Origin of the sequence: Caulobacter sp. BK020, from assembly GCF_004342605.1 — a bacterium.
GTDB lineage: Bacteria > Pseudomonadota > Alphaproteobacteria > Caulobacterales > Caulobacteraceae > Caulobacter.
Genome location: NZ_SLZL01000017.1, coordinates 61,534 through 84,186, shown reverse-complemented (window position 1 = coordinate 84,186; position 22,653 = coordinate 61,534). Strand labels below are relative to the sequence as shown.

Genomic DNA, 22,653 nt, shown 5'->3' with positions numbered 1-22,653 from the left:
GGGTGGGGGGCCTTCGCCGCCGCTACCCCCTCAGTCGCTTCGCGACAGCTCCCCCAGAGGGGGAGCATCTGGTCTTAAGCCGCTTTCAGCGCCCGGCCCATCATCAGGGTGCCCAGGATCGAGCCCAGCACGGCCGGCAGGTCCTTGCGGTGCGTCACGCGGTCGACCATGCCCTTCTCGACCAGATATTCCGAGCGCTGGAAGCCCGGCGGCAGGGTCTCGCGGATGGTCTGCTCGATCACCCGCGGACCGGCGAAGCCGATCAGCGCGCCCGGCTCGGCCAGGTGCACGTCGCCGAGCATGGCGTAGGAGGCGGTGACGCCGCCGGTGGTCGGGTCGGTCAGCACCACCACATAGGGCAGGCCGGCGTCCTTCATGGCGTTGATGGCCAGGGTGGTGCGGGCCATCTGCATCAGGGACAGCGCCCCTTCCTGCATCCGCGCGCCGCCGGCGGCGGTGAAGGCCACCAGCGGGACCTGGCGGGCGATCGCGGCCTCGGCGGCGGCGATGAAGCCCTCGCCCGCGGCCATGCCCAGCGAGCCGCCCATGAAGGCGAAGTCCTGGACCAGCACCACGGCGGCGACGCCGCCGACCTTGCCGAAGGCGATGGCCATGGCGTCCTGCTCGCCCGTCGACTTGCGGGCGGCGGCCAGGCGGTCCTTGTAGGACTTGCCGTCCGAGAAGTGCAGCGGATCCTCGACCACGGCCGGGGTCGGCAGCACCTCGTGCACGCCGTCGTCGAAGGTGTATTTGAACCGCGCCTCGGGGCCGATGCGCATGTGGCGTCCGGCCGGGGTGACCCACAGGGCCGCCTCCAGGTCGGAGCGGTAGATCATCTCGCCGGTGTCGGGGCATTTGACCCAGAGGTTCTCGGGCGTCTCGCGCTTGGCGAACGCGCCGCGCACGCCGGGCGCGATCCGCGACAGCCAGCCGCCGCCGCGCCGCTCGTTCGCGACCTTGGTCTTGTCGCCCTTCTTGGGCCCCTGGGGTTCAGCCATCGCCATAGCCTTCAGCCTCACGCCATTTCGAGTCGCGCCGACCGCACAGCCTTAGCCAGCTCCGACGCCTTGAGAAGAACCTTCTCGGTCACGTTTTCGTTCACCTTGGCCGCGGATTCGATTTCGTCCACCAGGGCCGAGCCGACCACGGCGGCGTCGGCGATGCGGGCGACGGCGGCGGCCTGGCCGGGGGTGCGGATGCCGAAACCGACGGCGACCGGCAGGCCGGAGGCGGCGCGCAGCCGGGCCACGGCCGGGGCCACGTCGCCGGCGTCGGCCGACTTGACGCCGGTGACGCCGGCCACCGACACGTAATAGAGGAAGCCCGAGGTGCGGCGGACCACGGCCGGAAGGCGCGCGTCGTCGGTGGTCGGGGCGGCCAGGCGGATCAGCGAGACGCCGTGGGCTTCAAGCGCGTCGGCCAGCGGATCGGCCTCCTCCGGCGGGCAATCGACGACGATCAGCCCGTCCACGCCGGCCTCGGCGGCCTCGCGGGCGAACACCTCGAAGCCCTTGTTCACCAGCGGGTTCAGGTAGCCCATCAGGATCAGCGGGGTGTCCTGGTCGTCCTGGCGGAACGCGCGGACCAGGTCCAGCACGCCGTTCAGCGTCATCTTCTGGGCCAGGGCGCGCTGGCTGGCGCGCTGGATGGTCGGGCCCTCGGCCATCGGGTCCGAGAACGGGAAGCCCAGCTCGATCAGGTCGGCGCCGGCCGCCGGCAGGCCCTTGAGGATGGCCAGGGCGGTGGCGGCGTCGGGGTCGCCGGCCATCACGTAGGAGACGAAGCCGGCGCGGTTCTCGGCCTTCAGGCTCGCGAAACGGCGGTCGATACGGTCTTTGGTCAAAGTCGCTCTAGCCCTAGATCGTCCGCCCGAGGGCGTCGGCCACGGTGAAGATGTCCTTGTCGCCCCGGCCAGACAGGCACAGGACGATCACCCCGCCCTCGCCGATCTCCTTGGCCAGCTGCGGCAGCTTGGCCAGGGCGTGGGCGCTTTCCAGGGCCGGGATGATGCCCTCGAGCTCGGCGCACAGCTGGAAGGCCTTCAGCGCCTCGTCGTCGGTGCAGGTCAGGTACCGGGCCCGGCCCACGTCGTGCAGGAGCGCGTGCTCCGGGCCGATGCCCGGATAGTCGAGGCCCGCCGAGATCGAGTGAGCGTCGAGGATCTGGCCGTCGTCGTCCTGCAGCAGATAGGTCTTGTTGCCGTGCAGGACGCCCGGCCGGCCGCCGGTCAGCGAGGCGGCGTGCTTGTCGGTGTCCAGGCCGTGGCCCGAGGCCTCGACGCCGTAGATCTTGACGCTCTCGTCGTTCAGGAAGGGGTGGAACATGCCGATGGCGTTGCTGCCGCCGCCCACGCAGGCGACGATGGCGTCGGGCAAACGCCCCTCCAGCTCCTGGATCTGCTCGCGGGTCTCGGACCCGATCACCGCCTGGAAGTCGCGGACCATGGCCGGATAGGGGTGCGGGCCGGCGGCGGTGCCGATCATGTAATAGGTGTCGGCCACGTTGGTGACCCAGTCGCGCATGGCCTCGTTCATGGCGTCCTTGAGGGTCGCCGCGCCCGAGGTCACCGGGCGCACTTCCGCGCCCAGCAGGTTCATGCGGAAGACGTTGGGCTTCTGCCGGGCCACGTCGACGGCGCCCATGTAGACGACGCAGGGCAGGCCGAAGCGGGCGGTGACGGTGGCGCTGGCCACGCCGTGCTGGCCGGCGCCGGTTTCGGCGATGATCCGGGTCTTGCCCATGCGCTGGGCCAGCAGGATCTGGCCCATGCAGTTGTTGATCTTGTGCGCGCCGGTGTGGTTCAGCTCCTCGCGCTTGAAATAGATCTTGGCGCCGCCGAGATGCCGGCTCAGGCGCTCGGCGAAATAGAGCGGGCTGGGGCGGCCGACATAATGGGTCAGGTAGCCCTTCAGCTCGGCCTGGAACGCCGGATCGGCCTTGGCCTCGGCATAGGCCCGGTCCAGCTCCAGCACGAGCGGCATCAGGGTCTCGGCCACGTAGAGGCCGCCATAGTCGCCGAAGCGGCCCTTGGCGTCCGGATAGGCGGACCAGTCGTTAGTCCCCACGGGAGGTTTCACCGAAGCGTTCACGGGCTCTTTCCAGACGTCACGCGCGTTTGACGGCGTCCAGGAACGCCGTGATCAGAGCCGGGTCCTTTAGGCCGGGACCCCGCTCGACGCCAGAGGAAACGTCCACCAGCGGCGCGCCGGACATCCGGATCGCGTCGGCGACGTTCCACGGATCCAGCCCTCCGGCCAGGAAATGCGGGCGAGAAAAGCGCCGGCCTTCCAGCAGGCTCCAGTCGAACCTTGCGCCCGTGCCGCCGGGCAAAGCAGATCCTTCCCCATTCACGTCTATTGGCCGGGCGTCGAACATCAGGTGCTCGGCGACGCCGTCGAAGGCGTTCGCCTGATCGACGTCGGCCGCGGACGAGACCGAGAAGGCCTTGATCACCCCGGCCCCGGAGCGGGCGGCGATCTCGCGGACCCGGGACGGGGTCTCCTTGCCGTGCACCTGGATCAGGTCGGGCCTGAGGGTCGCCATCAGCCGGTCGACCAAGGCGTCGTCGGGGTCGACGGTGACGGCGACGGTCCTGATCGGCGTCTGGCGCAGCGGCGCGGCCAGCCGGGCGGCGGCCTCGGGATCGAGGTTGCGGGGGCTCCTGGCGAAGAACACGAAGCCGACATAGGCCGCGCCGCCGGCGACGGCGGCGGTCACGCTCTCGGGCGTGGAAAGCCCGCAGATCTTGGCCAGGGTGGTGGTCATGGGCGGGAGGTACGGCGACGGGGGTGGAAGTGCAAGGCCCGCGGGCTCGCCCACTTGCCCCCACCTGACCGCTGCGCGGTCTGTCCGCCCCCGTAGGGGGCGGAGCCTCCCGAAAAGGCTCTTACCCCTTTGGGGGAAGACGGTCGCGAAGCGACCCGTAGGGGGCAAGTGTCCGCGACCTAGCTTCCCCCCGGCGGCCCCGCCCCCTCCACCGGGTCCGACAGGGTCGCCCGCATCGTGCAGACCAGGCCGCCGGGCCGATAGTCCATGGTCGCCGCGCCCTTCAGCTCGCCGCGCAGGCTGCGCTCGATCAGGCGCGAGCCGAAGCCGCGGCGGGTGGGCGGGGCAACCGGCGGGCCGCCGGTCTCGGTCCAGGTCAGGGCCAGGTCGCGGGTCGCCGCGTCGTAGGTCCAGGCCAGCACCACCCGGCCCTCGCCGCTCGCCCCCTCGCCGGTGGACAGCGCCCCGTACTTCAGGGCGTTGGTGGCCAGTTCGTGGAAGATCAGGGCCATGGTCAGGGCCCCGCCCGGGGCCAGCCAGACCGGCGGGCCGTCGATCGCCAGCCGGTCCGGCTGTCCCGGCGGCGCGAACGGGGCCAGGGCCCGCTCGGCCACGTCGCGCAGCCCCGCCCCGTGCCAGCTCTCACGGGTCAGCACGTCGTGCACCTGCGACAGGCCCAGCAGCCGCGACTCGAACTTCTCGAACGCCGTCAGCGGGTCGGCCTCGGTCTTCAGGGTCTGGCTGGCCATCGACTGGACGGTGGCCAGGGTGTTCTTCACCCGGTGGTTCAGCTCGTTGATCAACAGCCGCAGCTGGCCCTGATAGTGCTGCTGCTCGGCCTCGACCTGCTTGCGGGCGGTGATGTCGGAGATGATCACCACCAGATAGGGCCGCCCGTCGCCGGGATCGACCCGCGAGGCGGTGACATGCACCCAGACCGGCCCGTCGCGGCCCTCGACCCGCCGCTCCAGCGCATAGGTGTCGATCTCGCCGGTCAGCAGGGCCAGGCCCTTGGTGACCACGGTGGCGACATTGTCCTCGCCGGGCGCGATGTCCATGAAGGTCGAGGCCAGCAGGGTCTCGCGGTCGCGGCGGGTGATGGCGCAGAACCGGTCATTGACCTCCAGGAACCGGCCGCTGCCCGACACCCGGGCCACGCCCATCGCCGCCTGGTCGAACAGGGCCCGGTAGCGGGCCTCGGCCGCCTGCAGCCGGCGGCGGGCCTCGACCGCGGCGGTGACCATCTCGGTATAGAGCACCAGCCCGCCGATCCGGCCGTCGTCGGTGCGCCAGGGGGCCATCGACCAGCGCACCCAGTGCACCCGGCCCTCGCCGTCGACATAGCGGTCGCCCTCGTCCTCGCGCAGCTCCACCCCCTCGGCCAGCACCTGGGCGTGCTTGTCGCGCCAGTACTGCGGAATCTCGGGGAAGACGTCGTAATGGCGGCGGCCCAGCAACGGCATGTCGGGCGGCATGCCCTGGTCGGTCAGGTACTGGCGCGAGGCGGCCAGGTAGCGCATCTGGTCGTCGAAGATGGCGATGCCCATCGGCGCGTGCTTGAGGGCGGTGGTCACGCTGGGCGAGGCGGCGAGCGCCGTCGCGGCCGACAGTGGCGCGCCGCCGGCGGTTTCGGTCTCCGTCTCGATCGGCGGTCGCGCGGCCATCGCGCCCTGGGTCTCGGCTGGGATCATCGGTGCGCCATCATGCTCAGGTTGCGCCGGCTGTCGATGGGGCAATGCCGCGCAGTGGCTTGATTTTGTGGTGGAACCGAGTGGTTTACGCCCTTGCCCCCTACGGACCGCTGCGCGGTCGTCTTCCCCCAAAGGGGGAAGAGCGCTTGGCTCCGCCCCCTATGGGGGCGGACAGACCGCGAAGCGGTCAGGTGGGGGCAAGTGTTAGCGACCTCACGCGGACTCCCGCTGAGTTGGTGGAAAGGGTCGCGGAGCGCCGGACATCGTCCGGAGGATGGATAAAGACTAACCGTTTCGACGAAGCCAGGCGCTCCGCGCGACCGTTATCCGCAAGGCCGGGGCGCGCGGGCCTTTTCCGCCCTTCACCCCACCCGGTGGTTCCTCGGTGGATCTGTGCACCGCATGATCATCAGAGGCGGGAGTGAGCCTTTCGAGGACCGGAGCGAACCCCACGGCGGGCGGAGCCTTCCCAGCATGAAGACCCCGATGGGCGAGCTTACGTCCCTCGCCCTCTGTTTCAGCTCCTCAGCGCCTACTCACGCGCACCGGGGAGCCCCGCTCGATCGCCCCTCGCCGCCGCATCGGTCGCTGGCCATGCGCCCTTTCCCCGCGACGAGGTGAGGTCAAGATACGGGCGCCCGGACAGGGTGAGGATCAAATCGGGTCGAAAAAGTTCAAGGCATTGATTTTGCTGGGGTTCGCCTCGGATAGGCCAAGGACAAACGCCGGGGACGCGCACTCACGGCAAGGCCGAAGCCGATAATTCCCGGCGATCGGGGGTGAGTGCGTGTCCCCCACGTCGCCCACGGCGCTGGATCGTTCATCCTGAATAGGGTCCAAGGCCGGACTCAGCGGATCAAGATGGGGACACGCACTCACACCAACATCCTGCCAACCGTCGAACGCCCTGCCGTGAGTGCGCGTCCCCGGCCGACCCGCCGCCCCCTGCCCGGACCGCCCTCGGCGGCCAGGCCGCGCCCTGAAATCCATGGTGGCGAGCCTGCTCTGGGGTCTGACCGTGTCAAGGACGGCGCGCCGCGCCGCCGCGACGCGGTCGCCGGAGGCGATCCTTGACACGGTCAGACCCCAGAGCTCCAATTCTACCAAGGGTTTCAGGACGTGGCGTCATCCGCTGAAGGGCGGATGCTGCTTTGTCTTAGCAAAGAGGGGGAGGCCTTGGCATTTCCATTGGCGTTCGATCTGAAAGAAGCCGGTAGTATTTATCTACGCACAGCGGAGGATTTGCGGGCTTTCCTCCAACGAGAGCTGGATGGCTGGCAATGGCTTTCAAATATTAGAAATTTCAATAATGCCAACGATGTTCTTTCCAATATGAGGCCGCTGTGGGATACGCACTGGCAGCAGATAAATAATGCGTTGAACTCATTGAATAGCGGAAATCTGGATCAAGCTGAAAATTGGGCCAGAAGTTATTTCCAGGAAGGCGTCCCTCTGCCGGTGTTCGGCTCACCAAAACGAGCCCTCATTGACGATGTACGTACTAATATTAGTGATCGTGCTGCGGTTGGAGCATTGGCGGCTTTGACCGGTCGGAGATTTGATGGGCAAGACCCTGAGCAAGTGAGAGGGTTGTTCGTTGCCCACGAATTTCTATCAGGCACCGGTAAGGTCGCTCGGCAAAGCGTGCAAAATGGCCTTTCGAGTCTCCTCAAACAACTCGGCAGGCAACAGCAGCGTGCCGAGGAAAAGGCTGACGACTTGGATCGACGCATTGAGCTAACAGAGCGTCGTCGAGCTCGGCATTTTCAAAAACTGCTAGATGCCGGGCGGCGTAGCCGACGCGAGTTCGGGCATCAAACTCTGAATGAGATCGACGAATTTAAAAATCAAATACAAGAACAGGTAGCCGCCTTATCTCAAGAGAAAGATGGGGCAATAGAAAGCATCCGCCGCACCGAAAAGACCTACTCAGAGCATATGGGGTTGAAGGCTCCCGTCACATATTGGAGACGGAAAGCCAAGTCGCACCTACTTAAAAGTCGGATTGTCGGCGTGCTCGGCTTATTGTTCGCGGCCGCAATGGTAACTTTAGGTGTTACGCAAGGTGTGTCCTGGATTCTCGACCTTATCACGAAGGTTTTTAAAGAGACGAAGCAATGGCAAGCTACCTACTCGGTGCTCGGAATTGCGGCTTTCGTACTCACCATCATTTTTTGGATCGGCCGTCTAATTAGCCGTACCTACGTAAGCGAAAGTCACCTCGCCATCGACGCGGAGGAACGCGCGGTTATGGTTGAAACCTACTTGGCGCTGACACAAGAGAACAAGATTGACACCTCCGAACGGGTGCTCGTCCTCGGGTCATTGTTCCGCTCGTCCTCAGATGGGTTGGTGAAGGACGACGGCGCGCCTGATGTTGGCGGATTGGCAACATGGCTTTCTAAGGCCGGCGTCGGTAGCCCAACTCCGGGGAAGCCGTAGCCCCTACTCCGCAGCCCCCACATCCCCCGCCCCCTCATACGCCGCCATCATCGCCATATTCAAAATCTTCGACACCGACGCCGACAACGGCGCGATCTGGACCGACTTGCCCAGGCCCAGCAGCACCGGGCCGATCACCGTCGCCCCGCCCAGGCTCTGCACCAGCTTGGTGGCGATCGAGGCCGAGTGGATGGCCGGCATGACCAGGATGTTGGCGCTGTCGGTCAGGCGCATGAACGGGTAGTTGGCGCGCTTTTCCGGGTCGAGCGCCAGCTCGGGCGGCATCTCGCCCTCGTATTCGAAGTCGACGTCCATCTCGTCGAGCATGGCCACGGCCTCGCGCACCTTGTCGGAGCGCTCGCCCATCGGGTTGCCGAAGGTGGAATAGCTCATGAAGGCCACGCGCGGCTTGAAGCCCAGGCGCTTGACGGCGCGGGCGGCCTCGCAGGCGATCTCGACCAGCTCGTCGCTGTCGGGTAGCTCGGTGACGTTGGTGTCGGCCACGAACACCGTGCGGCCCTTGGCCAGCACCACCGACATGCCCATGATCCGGCCGCCGGGGGCCGGGTCGATGACGCGGAGGACTTCTTCCAGCGCCTGGTCGAAGCTGCGGGTCACGCCGGTGACCATGCCGTCGGCCTCGCCCAGGGTGACCATCGAGGCGGCGAAGCTGTTGCGGTCCTGGTTGATCAGCCGCTGGACGTCGCGCTTCAGATAACCCTGGCGCTGCAGGCGCTTGTAGAGGGCGTCGACATAGTCGGGGTTGCGGTCGCTGAGGCGGGCGTTGACGATCTCCAGGTCGACGGTCTCGGGGTCGAGACCCACGACCTTCATGTTCTCGTGCACCAGGTTCTCGCGGCCGCAGAGGATGGCCTTGCCGAAGCCGCCGGTCTGGAAGGCGTAGGCGGCGCGGATGACGGTGGGGTCCTCGCCTTCGGCGAACACGATGCGCTTGGGGTTGGCCAGGACGGCGCCGCTGATCTTCTGCAGGAAGCCGGCTGTGGGGTCCAGGCGCTGGGCCAGGCTGGCGCGGTAGGCGTCCATGTCGGCGATCGGCCGGCGGGCGACGCCGGTGTCCATGGCCGCCTGGGCCACGAACGGCGGCACGTACCAGATCAGCCGCGGGTCGAAGGCCGAGGGGATGATGTACTGCGGGCCGAACTTCAGCTGGCGGCCGTGATAGGCGGCGGCGACCTCGTCGGGCACGTCCTCGCGGGCCAGCATGGCCAGGGCGTTGGCGCAGGCGATCTTCATCTCGTGATTGACCCGCCGGGCCCGCACGTCCAGGGCGCCGCGGAAGATGTAGGGAAAGCCCAGGACGTTGTTGACCTGGTTGGGATAGTCGCTGCGTCCGGTGCCCATGATCGCGTCCTTGCGGATCGCGTGGACCTCCTCGGGCGTGATCTCCGGGTCGGGATTGGCCATGGCGAAGATCACCGGGTTGGGGGCCATGCTGGCGATCATCTCGGGCGTGAAGGCGCCTTTCGCCGACAGGCCCAGCAGCACGTCGGCGCCCTTGACCGCCTCGGCCAGGGTGCGCAGCGGGGTGTCGACCGCGTGGGCGCTCTTCCACTGGTTCATGCCCTCGGTGCGGCCCTGGTAGAGCACGCCCTTGCTGTCGACGGCGATCACGTTCTCGGGCTTGACGCCCATGGCCTTGATCAGCTCCAGCGAGGCGATGCCGGCCGCGCCGGGGCCGTTCAGCACCACCTTGACGTCCTGGATCTGCTTGCCGGTGATGTGGCAGGCGTTGATCAGGCCGGCCGCGCAGATGATCGCCGTGCCGTGCTGGTCGTCGTGGAACACCGGGATGTCGAGCAGTTCCTGCAGCTCGGTCTCGATGCGGAAGCACTCGGGGCTCTTGATGTCCTCCAGATTGATGCCGCCGAACGTCACGCCGATGTTCTTGACCACCGTGATGATCTCGTCGGCGTCCTTGGTGGAGACCTCGATGTCGATGGAGTCGACGTCGCCGAAGCGCTTGAACAGCACCGACTTGCCCTCCATCACCGGCTTGGAGGCCAGGGCCCCCAGGTCGCCGAGGCCGAGGATCGCGGTGCCGTTGCTGATCACCGCCACCAGATTGCCCTTGGAGGTGTAGTCGTAGGCGGCGTCCGGATCCTTGGCGATGGCGTGGACCGGCACGGCGACGCCGGGGGAATAGGCCAGGGAAAGGTCGCGCTGGGTGGCCATCGGCTTGGTGGCGACGACGCCGATCTTCCCGGGCTTGGGATAGCGGTGGAAGTTCAGCGCTTCCTCGTCCGTGAAGGTCTTCTTTTCCGCGTCGCTCATGGCGCGTTTCCCCTGTCTGCTGGTCCTGCAGTCACACGATGCTGGAGGCGCCGATCGATGCGGCGCGCCCTTATGGGCGGTCACCGTAGCGGCCGGGACGGGCCGTCACAACCTCGCGCTGGGGAAGTTTCCGCCCGCAAACGCTTGTTCCGCTTGGGGTTGGACCTGTCCAGCGTTGTCATCGGACCGCTGTTTTCCTTGACCTGAGGGGGCGGGTCGGGAGACTAGCGCCCCACGACGCCCGGGAGATCGCCTTGAGCCAGAACGACTTAGCCGCCGCGCCCAGCGCCTCGAAAGGTACCGTTACCATCGCCCTGGCCGGCGCCCTGGGGCGGATGGGCCAGGCCCTGGCCCGGACCCTGGACGGGCGCGGCGACGCGGTGGTGGTGGCGCGGTTCGACCGGCCCGGCGCGGCCGGCGAGGGCCTAGTCGAGCGCGACGCGGCCCTGAAGGCCGCCGACGTGGCCATCGACTTCACGGTCCCCGAGGCCTCGGCGGCCCTGGCCGAGGCGGCGGCGGCGCTGGTCGACACGGGAAGCGCGGCCCCGGCCCTGGTCATCGGCTCGACCGGCTTTTCCGACGACCAGAACGCCCGCATCGCCGCGGCGGCGACCCGGGTGGCGATCGTCAAGTCCGGCAACTATTCGCTGGGGGTCAACATGCTGATGGGCCTGGTCCGGCAGGCCGCCGCCGCCCTGCCGGCCTCGGACTGGGACGTCGAGGTCTACGAGGCCCACCACAGGCGCAAGATCGACGCCCCGTCCGGCACCGCCCTGATGCTGGGTCAGGCGGCGGCCGACGGGCGCGGCGTCGGCCTGGGCCAGGTGGCCGACCGCGGCCGCGACGGCATGACCGGCCCGCGCAAGGAGGGGGCCATCGGCTTCGCCGTCGTCCGGGGCGGGGGCGTCATCGGCGAGCACAGCGTGATCTTCGCCGGCGAGGAGGAGGTGCTGACCCTATCGCACTCGGCCACGGACCGTGGCCTGTTCGCGCGGGGAGCCGTGGCCGCCGCCCTGTGGGTCAAGGGCCGGCCGCCCGGGCTCTACGACATGCAGGACGTGCTGGGTTTTCGAAACTAAGGCCTAACAATCGCCGCAGCTTGCGGCATTGTGCCCCCCGATGGCCGAGACCCCACCGCCAGAGCCCCAAGCCGACGCCAAGCCGTCCTCCCCGTCGCGGTCCCGCCGCGCGGCGCTGGTCGATGTCGGGCTGGAGGCCATGAGCTTGGCGGCCCTGGCGTTCATCGCCGTGGGCTTCTCGGCCTATGCCGGCCGGCGCGAGATCAGCCGCGAGCTGGCCCTGGCCTGGCTGAACGACCAGGGCATCGAGGCCAGCGTCGACCTGGACGACCTGGATGCCACCGGCTTCGCCGGCGCCATCCGCCTGGGACCGAGGAACGCGCCCGTGTTCTCGGCCGAGCGGATCGAGGTCGCCTACGACCTGGCCTCGCCCTGGACGGGCGGCAAGTTCGCGCTCAACACCCGGGCCGTGCGGCTGGTGCGGCCGCGGGTCAATGCCCGGCTGGACCAGAACGGCCTGAACTTCGGCGCCCTGCAGCCGCTGATCGACCGGGCGCTGAAGTCGCCGGCCGAACCGGCCGCCCCGGGTCCGGCGGTGCTGATCGAGGACGCCCGGGTGCTGCTGCGCACCCCTGGCGGCCCGGCCCGCCTGACCGGCGACGCCAGCCTGGACGACGGCAAGCTGGTGCGCTTCGACGGCCGGCTGGCGGCCATGCGCTATGCGACCGAGGCCCTGTCGTTCGAGGCCGACGGCGCCCTGGTCAAGGCCCGCAAGCGCGGCGACCGCCTGACGGTCGACGTCCAGCTGGGCCTGAAGACCTTCAGCGCCGGCCAGCTGGACCTGACCGAGGCCCAGGGGACTCTGCAGGCCGACCTGACCTATCCGGACCTCAAGTCGCTGTCGATGGTCGGTCCGGCCGAGGCGCGGCTGGCCCTGACCGCCCGCGGGGCCGAGATCGAGGGCGCCAGCCTGGGCGGGCTGGAGGCCAATCTGGCGGTGTCGGGCCTGCTGAGCGGCGACGCCCGGCGCGGCGGCCTGACCGGCCGGACCACCCTGCACGCCCGAGGCGAGCGGCTGACGGCCGGCGGACCGGGGGGCGGGCTGGACAGCCGCGACGTGGTCGCCGACCTCGACCTGGCGAATCTGGCCCTGACCTATGATCCCAGCGGCGCGCGCGGCTCGGCCCGCACGCGGCTGGCGGCCAACGCCGACCGGGCCGTGGCCGGCGGGGCGGCCCTGTCGCACACGGCGCTCGAAGTCCAGTCCTCCAGCCTGACCCTGGTCGCCGGCCAGGCCAGGAGTTCGGTCAGCGGACCGCTGTCAGTGGCGCTGGGCAGCGGCCGGGCCGCGATGGGCGGGGTGGTGCTGTCCGGTCTGGCCGCCGACGGCCGGGGCCGGTTCTCGGCCGGGACCGACGGCGTCGCCCTGGCCCTGGACGCCCGGCTCGACGCCGACGGGTCCATGACCGGGCCGGACGCCCAGCGCGTGGCCCTGGCCCTGCCCAATCCCGACTACGCCAAGGCCGCCGCCCGGGCCCTGTCGCGGTTCTCGCTGAGCGCGCCGGCCCTGAAGCTGGGCGTGACGGGCGGCCAGACGATTCTGTCCCTGCCGCGCCCCGTCGCCCTGACCGCGGCCAGCGGCGCAAAGCTGACGCTGGACGCGCCGGGCGGCCCGCTGGTGGCGGCCCGGGACGGAACGGCCGACGGCCGGGCGACGGTCGCCCTGGCCGGCGGCGACCTGCCCGACATCACGCTGAAGGTCCCGACCTGGCGCGCGAACGCATCGGGCGTGACCAGCGATGTCGTGGTGGCCGGGGCCGTGGACGTGCCGCCCTTCATAGGCGTGGCCGGAACACTGGCCGGCCGGGCCCGGCTGGCCGGCGGCGGGCTGACGGTGCGCCTGAACGGCTGCACGCCGATGACCGCCAAGGCCATCGCCATGGGCGAGCCGCCGATCAGCGACGTGACGTTCAAGCTGTGCCCCGCCGCCCAGCCCCTGGTCACGGCCCATGACGGGCTGTGGCGGGCCTCGGCCCTGATCCGCGACGGGGCGGCCATGGTCAATGTCGCCCAGGCCCGGCTGGAGGGGGTGGAGGCCAGTTTCGTCGGCGGCGGGCGCGGCTTCGACGCCGCCCAGGTCAAGGTCACCGGCGGCCGGGTGGTCGAGGCCTCGACCGAGGGCAAGCGCTTCGAGACGATCGCCGCGACCGGCGAGGTCGACCTGGCCCGCGGCCAGTGGACCGGCGCGCTGGACGGCAAGACCCTGTCGGGCCGGCCGCTGGGCCGGGTGACGATCCGCCACGACGTAGCCAGCGGCCGGGGCCAGGCCGACATCGACGCCTCGACCCTGGCCTTCGCCAAGGGCGGGCTGCAGCCGCTGGACCTGACGCCCCTGGCCGTGGTCGCTCGCGACGCCGAGGGGCCCGTCGCCTTCACCGGCCAGTTCGCCTGGCGCGACGAGATCATGACCAGCCAGGGCCGGGCCTCGACCCCGGGCCTGGATTTCAAGAGCCCGCTGGGCCCGGCCCACCGGCTGAAGGGCGAGATCGTCTTCGACAGCCTGGCTCCGCTGACCGCGCCGCCCGGCCAGGTCGTGACCCTCGACGCCATCGACGCCGTGGTGCCGATCCAGTCGGTCCGGGCCAGTTTCGGCCTCGGCGCCGAGGCCCTGCACCTGGAGGCCACCACCTTCGAGGCTTCGGAGGGCAAGATCGGCATCGAGCCGTTCGACGTGCCGCTGGACGGCAAGGGCGCGATGAAGGGCGTGGTCAACATCGCCGGCCTGGACCTGGGCCAGCTGGTCGCCGGCTCGTCCCTGTCCGACAAGGTCAAGATCGAGGCGATCGTCGACGGCCGCCTGCCGTTCGAGGCGGGCCCGGCCGGCTTCCGCTTCGTCGACGGCAAGGTCTACGCCACCGGCCCGGGCCGGCTGTCGATCGCCCGCGAGGCCCTGAGCGGGGTCGAGGCCGGCCAGGGCTCGGTCGATCCGGCCGACCCGCTGACAGCGCCCAAGCCCGTGCCGGTCAACGCCATCCAGGACTTCGCCTACCAGGCCATGGAGAACCTCCACTTCGAGACCCTGGAGGCCGGGGTCAACAGCACCGACAAGGGGCGGCTGGGCGTGCTGTTCCACGTCAAGGGCGAGCACGACCCTAAGGTCGCCGAAAAGGCCCGGATCGGCCTGATGGAACTGCTGAATGGCAGCGCCTTCCAGCGCCGCATCCCCCTGCCCGCCAAGACGCCGGTCGACCTGACGCTGGATACGTCGCTGAATTTCGACGAGCTGATCGCCGCGGCCAAGCGCGCCTGGGAAGAGGCCCAGGCCCGCGCGGCGGCGTCTCCGGCGCCGGTCCCGCCCGTTTCCGCGCCGCCCGCCCCCGCCCCCGCGCCCGCCCCCCCGGCGACCCCGCCGCCGCGTTCAGATACGGTTCAGCCTTGAAGCCGCAGATTCCCCGAGAACTGGAGACACCCGCCATGAAGCGCGCCCTGATCCTTCCCCTCCTCGCGGCGGGCGCCCTCGCGGCGTGCACGCCGACGGTGCGGGTCAAGGTCGACCCGATCAACATCTACGCCAAGCTGGACGCCAATGTGCGCGTGCAACTGGACAAGGAAGTCCAGTCCGCGATCCAGCAGAACCCCAACCTGTTCTAGGAGAGGAACCGACATGATCCGCAAGACTATGACGGTCCTGGCCCTGGCCGCCTCGCTGGGCGCCGTGAGCTTCGGGGCCCTTCCCGCCCTGGCCCAGTCGGCCGCCGCCAAGGCCGCCGTCGACGCCGGCAAGGCCGCCGGAACCGTGGGCGAGCAGGCCGACGGCTTCCTGGGCGTGGTCTCGGGCGGCGACGCCGCCACCCGCGCCGCCGTGGCCGAGATCAACGCCGGCCGCGCCGCCGTCTACAAGGACACCGCCGCCAAGACCGGCGTCACCCCCGAGGCCGCCGGCCAGGCCACCGCCAAGCAGCTCTACGCCCGCCTGGCGCCCGGCCAGTACTGGAAGCCGCTGAACGGCGGCTGGACGAAGAAGTAGCCGCCCGCCCGCGATAGGGACATGCGCCTGCGCATGTCCCTATCATCGGCCTCGGAGCGCAAAGCCTCGCGCTCCGGCTGTCCGTTGCGCGATTTTTCCGCTACGCCATCGATGAGGGCGGAGAGGGCGAGGCATGGGGATCGCACGGCGCAGGATCGGTGATCTTCTTGTGGCGCGCGGGCTGGTTTCCGAACGCGACCGGGCCGCGGCCCTGAGGCTGCAGCAGGAGATCGGCGGTCTTCTGGGGCAGCTGTTGACCCGGATCGGCGCGCTGTCGGAGGGCGACCTGCTGCAGGCCCTGGCCGAGCAGCTGGACATTCCCGTGCTGCGCGGCGACGAGCGGCCGACGGCGGCCGGGATCACGGCGCTGTTCGCCGAGGTCCGTGCGCCCACCGCCTGGTGGATCGATCGCAGCGCCGTCGCCTGGCGGACGGGCGAGACGGTGGTCTGCGCCGCGGTCCAGCCGCTGGACCCGGCGCTGCGCGAGCGCCTGGCCCAAGCGATCGAGGGTCCGGTCGCCTATCGGCTGGCCGCGCGCGCCGAGGTCGCCGCCCTGCTGGCCGACCTGGCCCGGGGCGCGCGGGAGACGGTCGAGACCGGCGGCCCGGGCGAGGCGGCCCGGTTGCGCGAACTGGCGCAGGAGACCCCGGTGGTCGAGTTCGTCAACGGCCTGTTCGCCGAGGCCCTGACGCGCCGGGCCTCGGATGTCCACCTCGAGCCGTTCGAGGACCGCTTCGTCGTCCGGCTGCGGATCGACGGCCTGCTGACGACCGTCCGCACGGGCGCACGGGCCGATTTCGACGCCGTCTGTTCGCGCATCAAGCTGCTCTCGGGCATGGACATCGGCGAGCGTCGCCTGCCGCAGGACGGACGCCAGTCGATCCGCGCGGCCGGCCGGGAGCTCGACCTGCGGGTTTCGACCCTGCCGTCGGCCTGGGGCGAGTCGGTGGTGCTGCGCCTGCTGGGCAAGTCGCACCGCCTGCCGCAGCTGGACGAACTGGGCCTGGCCGAGACCCAGGCCGCCGATCTGCTGAGCCTGATCGCCAAGCCGAACGGCGTGGTGCTGGTCACCGGCCCGACCGGTTCCGGCAAGACCACGACCATCTACCGCCTGCTCAGCCATCTGAACGACGGGGTGCGCAAGATCGTCACCGTCGAGGATCCGATCGAGTTCGACCTGCCCGGCGTCGTGCAGGTGCGGGCCCGCACCGACATCGGGCTGAGCTTCGCGGCGGGCCTGCGCGCGATCCTCCGGCAGGACCCCGACGTGATCATGGTCGGCGAGATTCGCGATCCCGAAACCGCGCGCATCGCCGTCCAGGCGGCCCTGACCGGGCATCTGGTGATTTCGACCGTTCACACCAACACCGCCCTGGGCGCCGTGACGCGCCTGGCCGACCTGGGCGTCGAGGCGTTCCTGCTGGCCGACGTGTTGCGCGGACTGGTGGGCCAGAGGCTGGTGCGTCGCCTTTGTCCCCATTGCGCGCGGTCCAGCACGCCGGCGGAGGCCGCGGTCCACGAGCGCGAGGCGGGCGGCGCGGGGCTCGGGGCGTGGCGCGAGCCCGTGGGCTGCGAGGCCTGCGGCGGCTCCGGCTATCTGGGCCGGCTGGGCCTCTACGAGATCGTGCGTTGCGACCCCGCGCTGGAGCGGCAGGTCCGCGATCGGGCGCCGCCCGAAGCGCTGGAACGGACGGCCCGGGCCAACGGATTTCGCAGCCTGCCGGAGGACGGCCGCCGCAAGGCGCGCGCGGGCCTGACGACCCTGGCCGAGGTCAGGCGGGGCGTGGGGGCGGCTGACGACGCGACGGCGGAGCCCGAGGCGTGAGCGCGGCCGAAACGCCGGGCGAAGCCTTCCGCTACCAGGCGGTGGACCGCGAGGGGCGGAAGGTCAGCGACGTCGTCCGCGCCGAGGATCCGGGCGCCGCCCTGCGACAGCTGGCCGCCGACGGCCTCATCGTGACGGAATTGAAGGCCGCGGCCGTTGCGCAGGACGGCGCGGACCGCGACCTGCGCCTTGCCGAGCGCGTGCTGGTGATGCGCCAGCTGGCGATCATGCGCCGGGCGGGCGTGCCGCTGCTGGAGGCGCTGGAGACCGTGGCGGCGGGCCTGCGGTCGGCGCGGGGACGCGCCCAGTTCGCGGCGGTGGGCCAGGCCCTCAGGCAGGGCGAGCCGTTCGCCGACAGCCTGGCCGCCCATGCGCCGGGCTTTCCGGGCTATGTCTACGCCATGGTGCGGGTCGGCGAGGCGTCGGGGCGCGGCGCGGAGGTGCTGGCCGACGCCGCCGACCAGATGGCCTATGAAGACCGTCTGCGCCGGGACGTCGTCAACGCCCTGACCTATCCCGCCTTCCTGGCCTTCGCGGGCGCGGCGGCGGTGACGTTCATCTTCGTCGAGATCGTGCCCCGCTTCGCGGTGATGATCGGACCGGATCGGCCGGGAACGCCCTGGATCTCGAAGGCCGTGCTGGCGGTCGGCGCCTTCGTCAACGCCCATCTGGCGCTGCTGGGCGTGGGACTGGCCCTGCTGGCGGTCGCCGCCGTGCTGACGGCCGCCCGACCGGAGGGGCGGGCGATGCTGTATCGGGCCGCGCGCGGCGCGCCGTTGATCGGCGGGGTGCTGAAGGCGCGGGAGATCAGCCTCTGGGCGCGGCTGCTGGGCCTTGCTCTCGGAAACGGCGTCGCCCTGCTGCCGGCCGCCGCCCTGGCCCGGGCCGGCGCGCCAGCCGGCCCCTTCGCCCAGGGGCTGGAGAAGGCGGAGGACGACCTGCGCGCCGGCCAGTCGCTGGACGCCGCCCTGCGACGCCACACCCGCCTCACGGCCATGGACCTGAGCCTGGTGCGGGCCGGCCAGCGGTCGGGAAGCCTGCCGGCCATGTTCGGCTACATGGCCGACGCCCACGACGAGCGGCTGAGGGACGACGTCAAGCGGATCACCGCCCTGATCGAGCCCCTGGCCGTGGCGGCGATCGCCGGCGTCGTCGGAATGGTGGCCCTGGCCTTGGTCATGGCCTTGGCCAGCGTCTACGAGACCGTCTATTGAGCCCCGGCCTCGAAGCCGGGCTTTCCGTGGGCGCCCTGCTGTTCGCGGCGACGGTCGCCGGCCTGGGTCCCGGCCGTCTGATGCGCCAGGCGCTCGACGGCGGCTGGACCCGAGGCGACGGCTGGCGGCTGGCCGGTACGGCCTTCGCCGTGGGGCTGGCGGTGTGGTGGGGCCTGACCGAAACGGCCGCCGGCCTCGACGGCGCGACGGTCGCGGCCCTGGCGGTCTGCGGCGTGGTGCTGACCGCGGTGCTGGTTCTGGACGTCAAGGCCCTGGTGGTGGCGGACCTGCATGTCGTCGGCCTGCTGCTGCTGGCCCTGGTCGGGCCGCTGGCGTCGCCCTGGCCGCTGGGCCTGGCGGGCGCGGTGGTCGGCGGCGGGCTGCTGTGGGCCGTGCGCTGGGCCTTTCGGCGGGCGCGCGGCGTCGAGGGCCTGGGCCTGGGCGACGTCAAGCTGATGGCCGCCCTGGGCGCCCTGGCCGGGCCTGAGGGCGTGCTGTGGATCATCGTGGCCGGCGCCGTGCTGGGCCTGGCCTGGGGCCTGATCCGCAGCCGCGTTCGCGATGCTCGCCAGGCGGTCGAGAGCGACGGGCCCATCGTCGTGCCCCTGGCCGCGGCCGCCGCCCTGCCGGCCCTGGCCGTGCTGCTGGTGGGCGCGCCGCGGCCATGAGCGCCCGACCCGGCAAGATCGGCTTCAGCCTCGTGGAGGCGCTGGTCGCCCTGATCGTGGCCGCCCTGGTGCTGATGGCGATCTTCGAGCTGCAGCGCCAGCTGTCCCACGACCAGGCCCGCTATGAGCAGGCCATGGCCGCGGCCGACCGCCGGCGGAACGCCCTGGTCCTGCTGCGCGAGGTCAACCCCACCGAACGGCCGGCCGGGGCGTTGCCGCTGAGCGGCGGTCGCCGGGTGCGCTGGACCGCGACGCCCATCACGCCTGCAAGGCCCAATCTCGACTATCCGACGGGGCGAGGATCCTACGAAATGCGCCTCTGGCGGCTCGACGTCCGGATCGAGACCGCCCGCGGCCAGGTGATCGACGCCTTCCAGCTGGATCGCCTGGGCTGGCGGGCCGTCAGCGCCCCAGGTCCGGACGCGCCTTCGACAGGTCCAGGCCTGCCTTGAACGGGGTGAGGGTGTAGGACCAGCCGCGTCCCACCCGGAAGGCCGCGTCCATCTCGCCGCCGTAGCGGCCGGCCCAGCGGTTCATCTCGTCGGAGTCGCGCAGGATGTAGGGCGTGACCAGCATGACCAGCTCGGTCTTGCCGCCGTTCAGGGTGTCGGCGCGGAACGCCGAGCCCAGCACCGGAATGTCCTTGAGGAACGGCACGCCAGTGTTGCCCTTGGTGTAGCTGTCGTCGATCAGGCCGCCCAGCACCGCCGTGGCCCCTTCGGCCAGCGACAGCTGGGTGGTGATGTTGCGGTTCAGGATCAGCGGGCTGCCGATCGCGGCGTTGGGGTTGGCCTGCTGGCTGGAAACCTCCTGGCTGATCTCCAGGTCGACCCGGTCGTCGCCATAGACGATCGGCCGGATCTGCAGGATCACGCCGGTCTGGCGGTACTGGATGGTCTGCAGGATGTCGGTGCTGCCGCCGGTCTGGGTGGAGCTGTTGGCGCGCGAGGTGATGATCGGCACGTCGGTGCCGACCTGGATTCGCGCCTCGCCGCCGCTGCGGGCGACCAGCCGGGGCCGCGACAGGATGTTGACCTTGTTGTTCGAGGCGAAGGCGTTGAACGCCGCGCGCACGTCCGTGCCGTTGAACGTCAGGCTCAGGCCGCCGGTCGACAGGCCCAGATTGCCCAGGGTGCCGCCGCTGGTGGTCCCGTTCGAGCCGGAGTGGGTGAAGAACCATTCCAGTCCCAGGCGGGTCTCGTCCGTCAGCGTCACCTCGGCGATGGTCACCTCGACCAGCACCTCGCGGGCGGGCGTGTCCAGGCTGGCCAGCAGGCCGCGGAGCTGGGTGAATTCGTCGGCTTGGCCGGTGAACAGGATGCGGTTGCCGCCCTGATCGACGATGATCCGGCCGTTCATGAACGCCGCGCCCCCTCCGCTGCCGGCCAGCAGGGCGGCGCCGGGCGGCCCGGCGTTGTTCAGGGCCGAGGTCAAGGCCGGCGACGCGCCCGGCGCGCCGGGCGGGGAGGGGTTAAGGGGGGCGACGGGCCCGGCGCCGCTGGTTCCCACCATGGCCGCCAGCGACTGGGCGTCGGTGTTGCGGACCTGGTAGATGAAGGTCGACGGGCGGTCGCCGACCGCCGTGGGCTGGTCCAGCTTGGCGGCCCAGACCCGGGCCCGCTCCAGCACGGCCGGATCGCGCGCGAAGACCAGGACCGTGTTGGCCCCGCCGAACGGCGCCACCAGCATCGAGCGAGGCGCGCCGGGGGCCTCGGCGCCAGCGGCGAAGCCCTCGCCTTCCAGGCTGTCCGACAGCGATCGCGCCAGGCTCTCGGCCGACCAATAGACGGGCTCGACGCGGAACACGCCGACGCCGGCGAAACGCGGTTGGTCGAGCTGGCGCAGGGTTTCCTGAACGGCCGCCACGTCGCGCGCGCCGCCGTTCAGGGTCACCGTGTTGGCGGCCGGATCGGTGGTGAACTGCACGCGCCGGGCCTCGGGCAGAACCGCCTGGGTCAGGGTCGTCAGCGCATCGACGGCGATCGATCGCACCGGCACGAACTGCGTGACCGGCCGGGCCGATTCCGGCGTTTCGGGCATGGAGCGCGCGCGCAGGGCCACGGCGGGCGACCCCGTCCCAACCACGGGCAGGGCGTTGACCACGCCCTGGCGCAGGTCCAGCCGCACGCCGTAGGTCTTCAGCGCCGACTCGGTCAGGCGGAAGAAGTCGCGGCGGGTCATGCCCGGCGCGCCGCGCAGGGTGACGATGTCGGTCCGGCTCGCAACCTCCGGCGCCATCACGAAGGGCAGGCCCAGCAGGTCGCCGAACGCGGTGTTGATCAGTTGCGGCAGGGGCTGGGGCGGCAGCGAGACATTGATCGTTCCGGGCGACACCAGGCTGGCCAGGGCCTCGTCCGTCACCGCTCCGGCCGCCGGGGCGGCGCCGGCCGCGGCCTCGGTGGAAAGCGGCAAGGTCAGGCCGCGCGGCGCGGCGACAGGCGTCCCGCCGCCCTCCGCCGCCTGGCGGGCGGCGTCACCCTGCAGCACCGTCCTCATCGATCCGTAGGAGGCGCAGGACGCCAGCAGCGCCGAGACCGCCGCGACGCCCAACCTCCGGGCCGCCTTTCCGGTCGTCGTGAACGACAAGATGTTCAAAGCTCCGCCGTGCTCCCTGCCGCGCCGTAGAAGGCCACGCGCCGTGTCCGGCGTCCATCCCGCAGGACGGCCTCGCTCGAGGTCAGCGCCTCCAGCCGCCAACGGCCCTCGAAAATGTCGCCGGGACGCACCAGTCGCGTCGCCCGCGCCTCCTGCGACGGATCGAGGACCAGGGCGGCCAGCCCCGCCGGCCCCTGGTCGACGATCGCGGTCAGCCGCTGGCGGAAGACGAGCGCGATGTCGGGCGGCGGCGGCGGCGGTGGCGCGATCGCGGTCTCGGACGGCGGAAGCGGGTCGCCCTGCGCTGCGACCGGATCGAGATCGGGTCCGACGGTCCCGTGCGGGACAAGGTCGACCTGGAAATCGTCCAGGGCCGCCAGCGTGATTTCGTTGGGACGAATCAGCAGGCGGGAGGCGGCGGCATGGGGATACCGGCTCAGGCCCAGCGGCTCGACCGGAGCGCCGGGCGCGCGGTAGCCCACCAGGAAGGCGGTCAGGACGGCGAAAACCAGGGCGAGCGCGGCGGGGCTGGTCATGAGGGCTGCTCCGCCCCGATATCGACGGGGAACAGCAGCGACAGCCGGTAGCGGGCCGTCTCGGTGTCGCCGATCTCCAGTCGCTGGACCACCATCGCGTGCGGGTCGTCGGCCAGGTTGCGCAGCAGGGCGGCGAAGGAGCCGGCGACATAGGGCCCGCTGACCTCGGCGCGGACCAGGGGGAGGGCCGAATCGCCCTCCAGGTCCTCGGCGACCTGGATCTCGGGATCGGGGGCTCCGGCCTGGGCGGCGGCCTGGGCGACGGCCTGCTCAAGCCGGATCCGCGCCAGCCAGATGTTGCGATCGCGGGTGCTCCAGTCGGACACCGACGCCAGCTGGACGCGCTGGACCCGATCGAGGCCTCCCCGGGCGGCGTGGCGCAGCTGGCGGGCCAGCATCAGGTCGGCCTGCGCCGCGGCGTAGCGTTCGCGCTGGTCCTGGCTCCAGCCCAAGGCCGAGAAGGCCGCCACCGCCAGGGCCAGCAAGGCCGCCAGCATGGCCAGCCGCCGTTCGCGGGGGGTCAGGCGCACCCAGGCGGTCCAGACGCCGGCGCGGACGCGGGCGGACAGGTTCGCGCCG

18 protein-coding genes are annotated in these 22,653 nt (G+C 70.9%); 9 read left to right on the top strand and 9 right to left on the bottom strand.

The window, feature by feature from the left end; all coding sequences use genetic code 11:
• Nucleotides 1-74 precede the first annotated feature (74 nt).
• The 5 genes from EV278_RS18760 to EV278_RS18740 form a co-directional block, all read right to left on the bottom strand.
• Nucleotides 75-1,004 carry an acetyl-CoA carboxylase carboxyltransferase subunit beta gene (locus tag EV278_RS18760; protein WP_132094934.1) on the bottom strand — a complete coding sequence of 310 codons (930 nt, stop codon included), beginning with the start codon at nt 1,002-1,004 and terminating at the stop codon, nt 75-77.
• A gap of 11 nt (nt 1,005-1,015) precedes the next feature.
• Nucleotides 1,016-1,843, bottom strand: coding sequence for a tryptophan synthase subunit alpha (gene trpA, locus EV278_RS18755; protein ID WP_132094877.1), 828 nt, complete (start codon nt 1,841-1,843; stop codon nt 1,016-1,018).
• Nucleotides 1,844-1,856: 13 nt separating this feature from the next.
• Complete coding sequence (gene trpB / locus EV278_RS18750) at nt 1,857-3,077, bottom strand: tryptophan synthase subunit beta (RefSeq protein ID WP_132094932.1); 1,221 nt, start codon at nt 3,075-3,077, stop codon at nt 1,857-1,859.
• A gap of 28 nt (nt 3,078-3,105) precedes the next feature.
• A complete protein-coding gene (locus tag EV278_RS18745; protein ID WP_132094875.1) occupies nt 3,106-3,765 on the bottom strand; it encodes a phosphoribosylanthranilate isomerase in 660 nt (219 codons plus the stop codon).
• Nucleotides 3,766-3,944: 179 nt separating this feature from the next.
• Nucleotides 3,945-5,456 carry an HWE histidine kinase domain-containing protein gene (locus EV278_RS18740; protein ID WP_243692261.1) on the bottom strand — a complete coding sequence of 504 codons (1,512 nt, stop codon included), beginning with the start codon at nt 5,454-5,456 and terminating at the stop codon, nt 3,945-3,947.
• 1,119 nt (nt 5,457-6,575) lie between these two features.
• Here EV278_RS18740 and EV278_RS18735 point away from each other — a divergent pair.
• Complete coding sequence (locus tag EV278_RS18735; protein ID WP_132094873.1) at nt 6,576-7,898, top strand: DUF6161 domain-containing protein; 1,323 nt, start codon at nt 6,576-6,578, stop codon at nt 7,896-7,898.
• Nucleotides 7,899-7,901: 3 nt separating this feature from the next.
• Here EV278_RS18735 and EV278_RS18730 read toward each other — a convergent pair whose 3' ends face one another.
• Nucleotides 7,902-10,190, bottom strand: coding sequence for an NADP-dependent malic enzyme (locus EV278_RS18730; protein ID WP_132094871.1), 2,289 nt, complete (start codon nt 10,188-10,190; stop codon nt 7,902-7,904).
• A 254-nt stretch (nt 10,191-10,444) separates the two neighbouring features.
• On the opposite strand from EV278_RS18730, the gene dapB reads away from it, so the two are divergent.
• The 8 genes from dapB (at nt 10,445) to EV278_RS18690 (ending at nt 19,395) form a co-directional block, all read left to right on the top strand.
• Entirely contained in the window at nt 10,445-11,269 is an 825-nt protein-coding gene (gene dapB / locus EV278_RS18725) for a 4-hydroxy-tetrahydrodipicolinate reductase (RefSeq protein ID WP_132094869.1), read from the top strand.
• Nucleotides 11,270-11,309: 40 nt separating this feature from the next.
• Nucleotides 11,310-14,648, top strand: a complete 3,339-nt coding sequence (locus EV278_RS18720; RefSeq protein ID WP_132094867.1) for a YdbH domain-containing protein — start codon at nt 11,310-11,312, stop codon at nt 14,646-14,648.
• 35 nt (nt 14,649-14,683) lie between these two features.
• Nucleotides 14,684-14,860, top strand: coding sequence for a YnbE family lipoprotein (locus EV278_RS18715; RefSeq protein ID WP_089926616.1), 177 nt, complete (start codon nt 14,684-14,686; stop codon nt 14,858-14,860).
• Nucleotides 14,861-14,873: 13 nt separating this feature from the next.
• On the top strand, nt 14,874-15,236 hold the full coding sequence (locus tag EV278_RS18710) for a DUF1318 domain-containing protein (protein ID WP_132094865.1): 363 nt from the start codon (nt 14,874-14,876) through the stop codon (nt 15,234-15,236).
• 133 nt (nt 15,237-15,369) lie between these two features.
• The gene (locus EV278_RS18705) at nt 15,370-17,061 is read left to right on the top strand and encodes a GspE/PulE family protein (protein WP_132094863.1); all 1,692 of its coding nucleotides are present in this window, start codon (nt 15,370-15,372) and stop codon (nt 17,059-17,061) included.
• A complete protein-coding gene (locus EV278_RS18700) occupies nt 17,058-18,275 on the top strand; it encodes a type II secretion system F family protein (protein ID WP_132094862.1) in 1,218 nt (405 codons plus the stop codon). The genes EV278_RS18705 and EV278_RS18700 overlap by 4 nt, the downstream gene beginning before the upstream one ends.
• Nucleotides 18,272-18,943 carry an A24 family peptidase gene (locus EV278_RS18695; protein ID WP_132094860.1) on the top strand — a complete coding sequence of 224 codons (672 nt, stop codon included), beginning with the start codon at nt 18,272-18,274 and terminating at the stop codon, nt 18,941-18,943. Before EV278_RS18700 ends, EV278_RS18695 begins: the two co-directional genes overlap by 4 nt.
• On the top strand, nt 18,940-19,395 hold the full coding sequence (locus tag EV278_RS18690; protein ID WP_132094858.1) for a prepilin-type N-terminal cleavage/methylation domain-containing protein: 456 nt from the start codon (nt 18,940-18,942) through the stop codon (nt 19,393-19,395). Before EV278_RS18695 ends, EV278_RS18690 begins: the two co-directional genes overlap by 4 nt.
• On the opposite strand, the gene EV278_RS18685 is transcribed toward EV278_RS18690, so the two are convergent.
• The 3 genes from EV278_RS18685 to EV278_RS18675 are packed head-to-tail and all read right to left on the bottom strand — an operon-like array spanning nt 19,346 to nt 22,604.
• Nucleotides 19,346-21,529 (bottom strand): secretin N-terminal domain-containing protein, encoded by a 2,184-nt coding sequence (locus EV278_RS18685; protein ID WP_132094856.1) that lies wholly within the window; start codon nt 21,527-21,529, stop codon nt 19,346-19,348. The genes EV278_RS18690 and EV278_RS18685 overlap by 50 nt on opposite strands.
• 5 nt (nt 21,530-21,534) lie before the next feature.
• On the bottom strand, nt 21,535-22,074 hold the full coding sequence (locus tag EV278_RS18680; RefSeq protein ID WP_132094854.1) for a hypothetical protein: 540 nt from the start codon (nt 22,072-22,074) through the stop codon (nt 21,535-21,537).
• Complete coding sequence (locus EV278_RS18675; protein ID WP_132094852.1) at nt 22,071-22,604, bottom strand: hypothetical protein; 534 nt, start codon at nt 22,602-22,604, stop codon at nt 22,071-22,073. Before EV278_RS18675 ends, EV278_RS18680 begins: the two co-directional genes overlap by 4 nt.
• Nucleotides 22,605-22,653 lie beyond the last annotated feature (49 nt).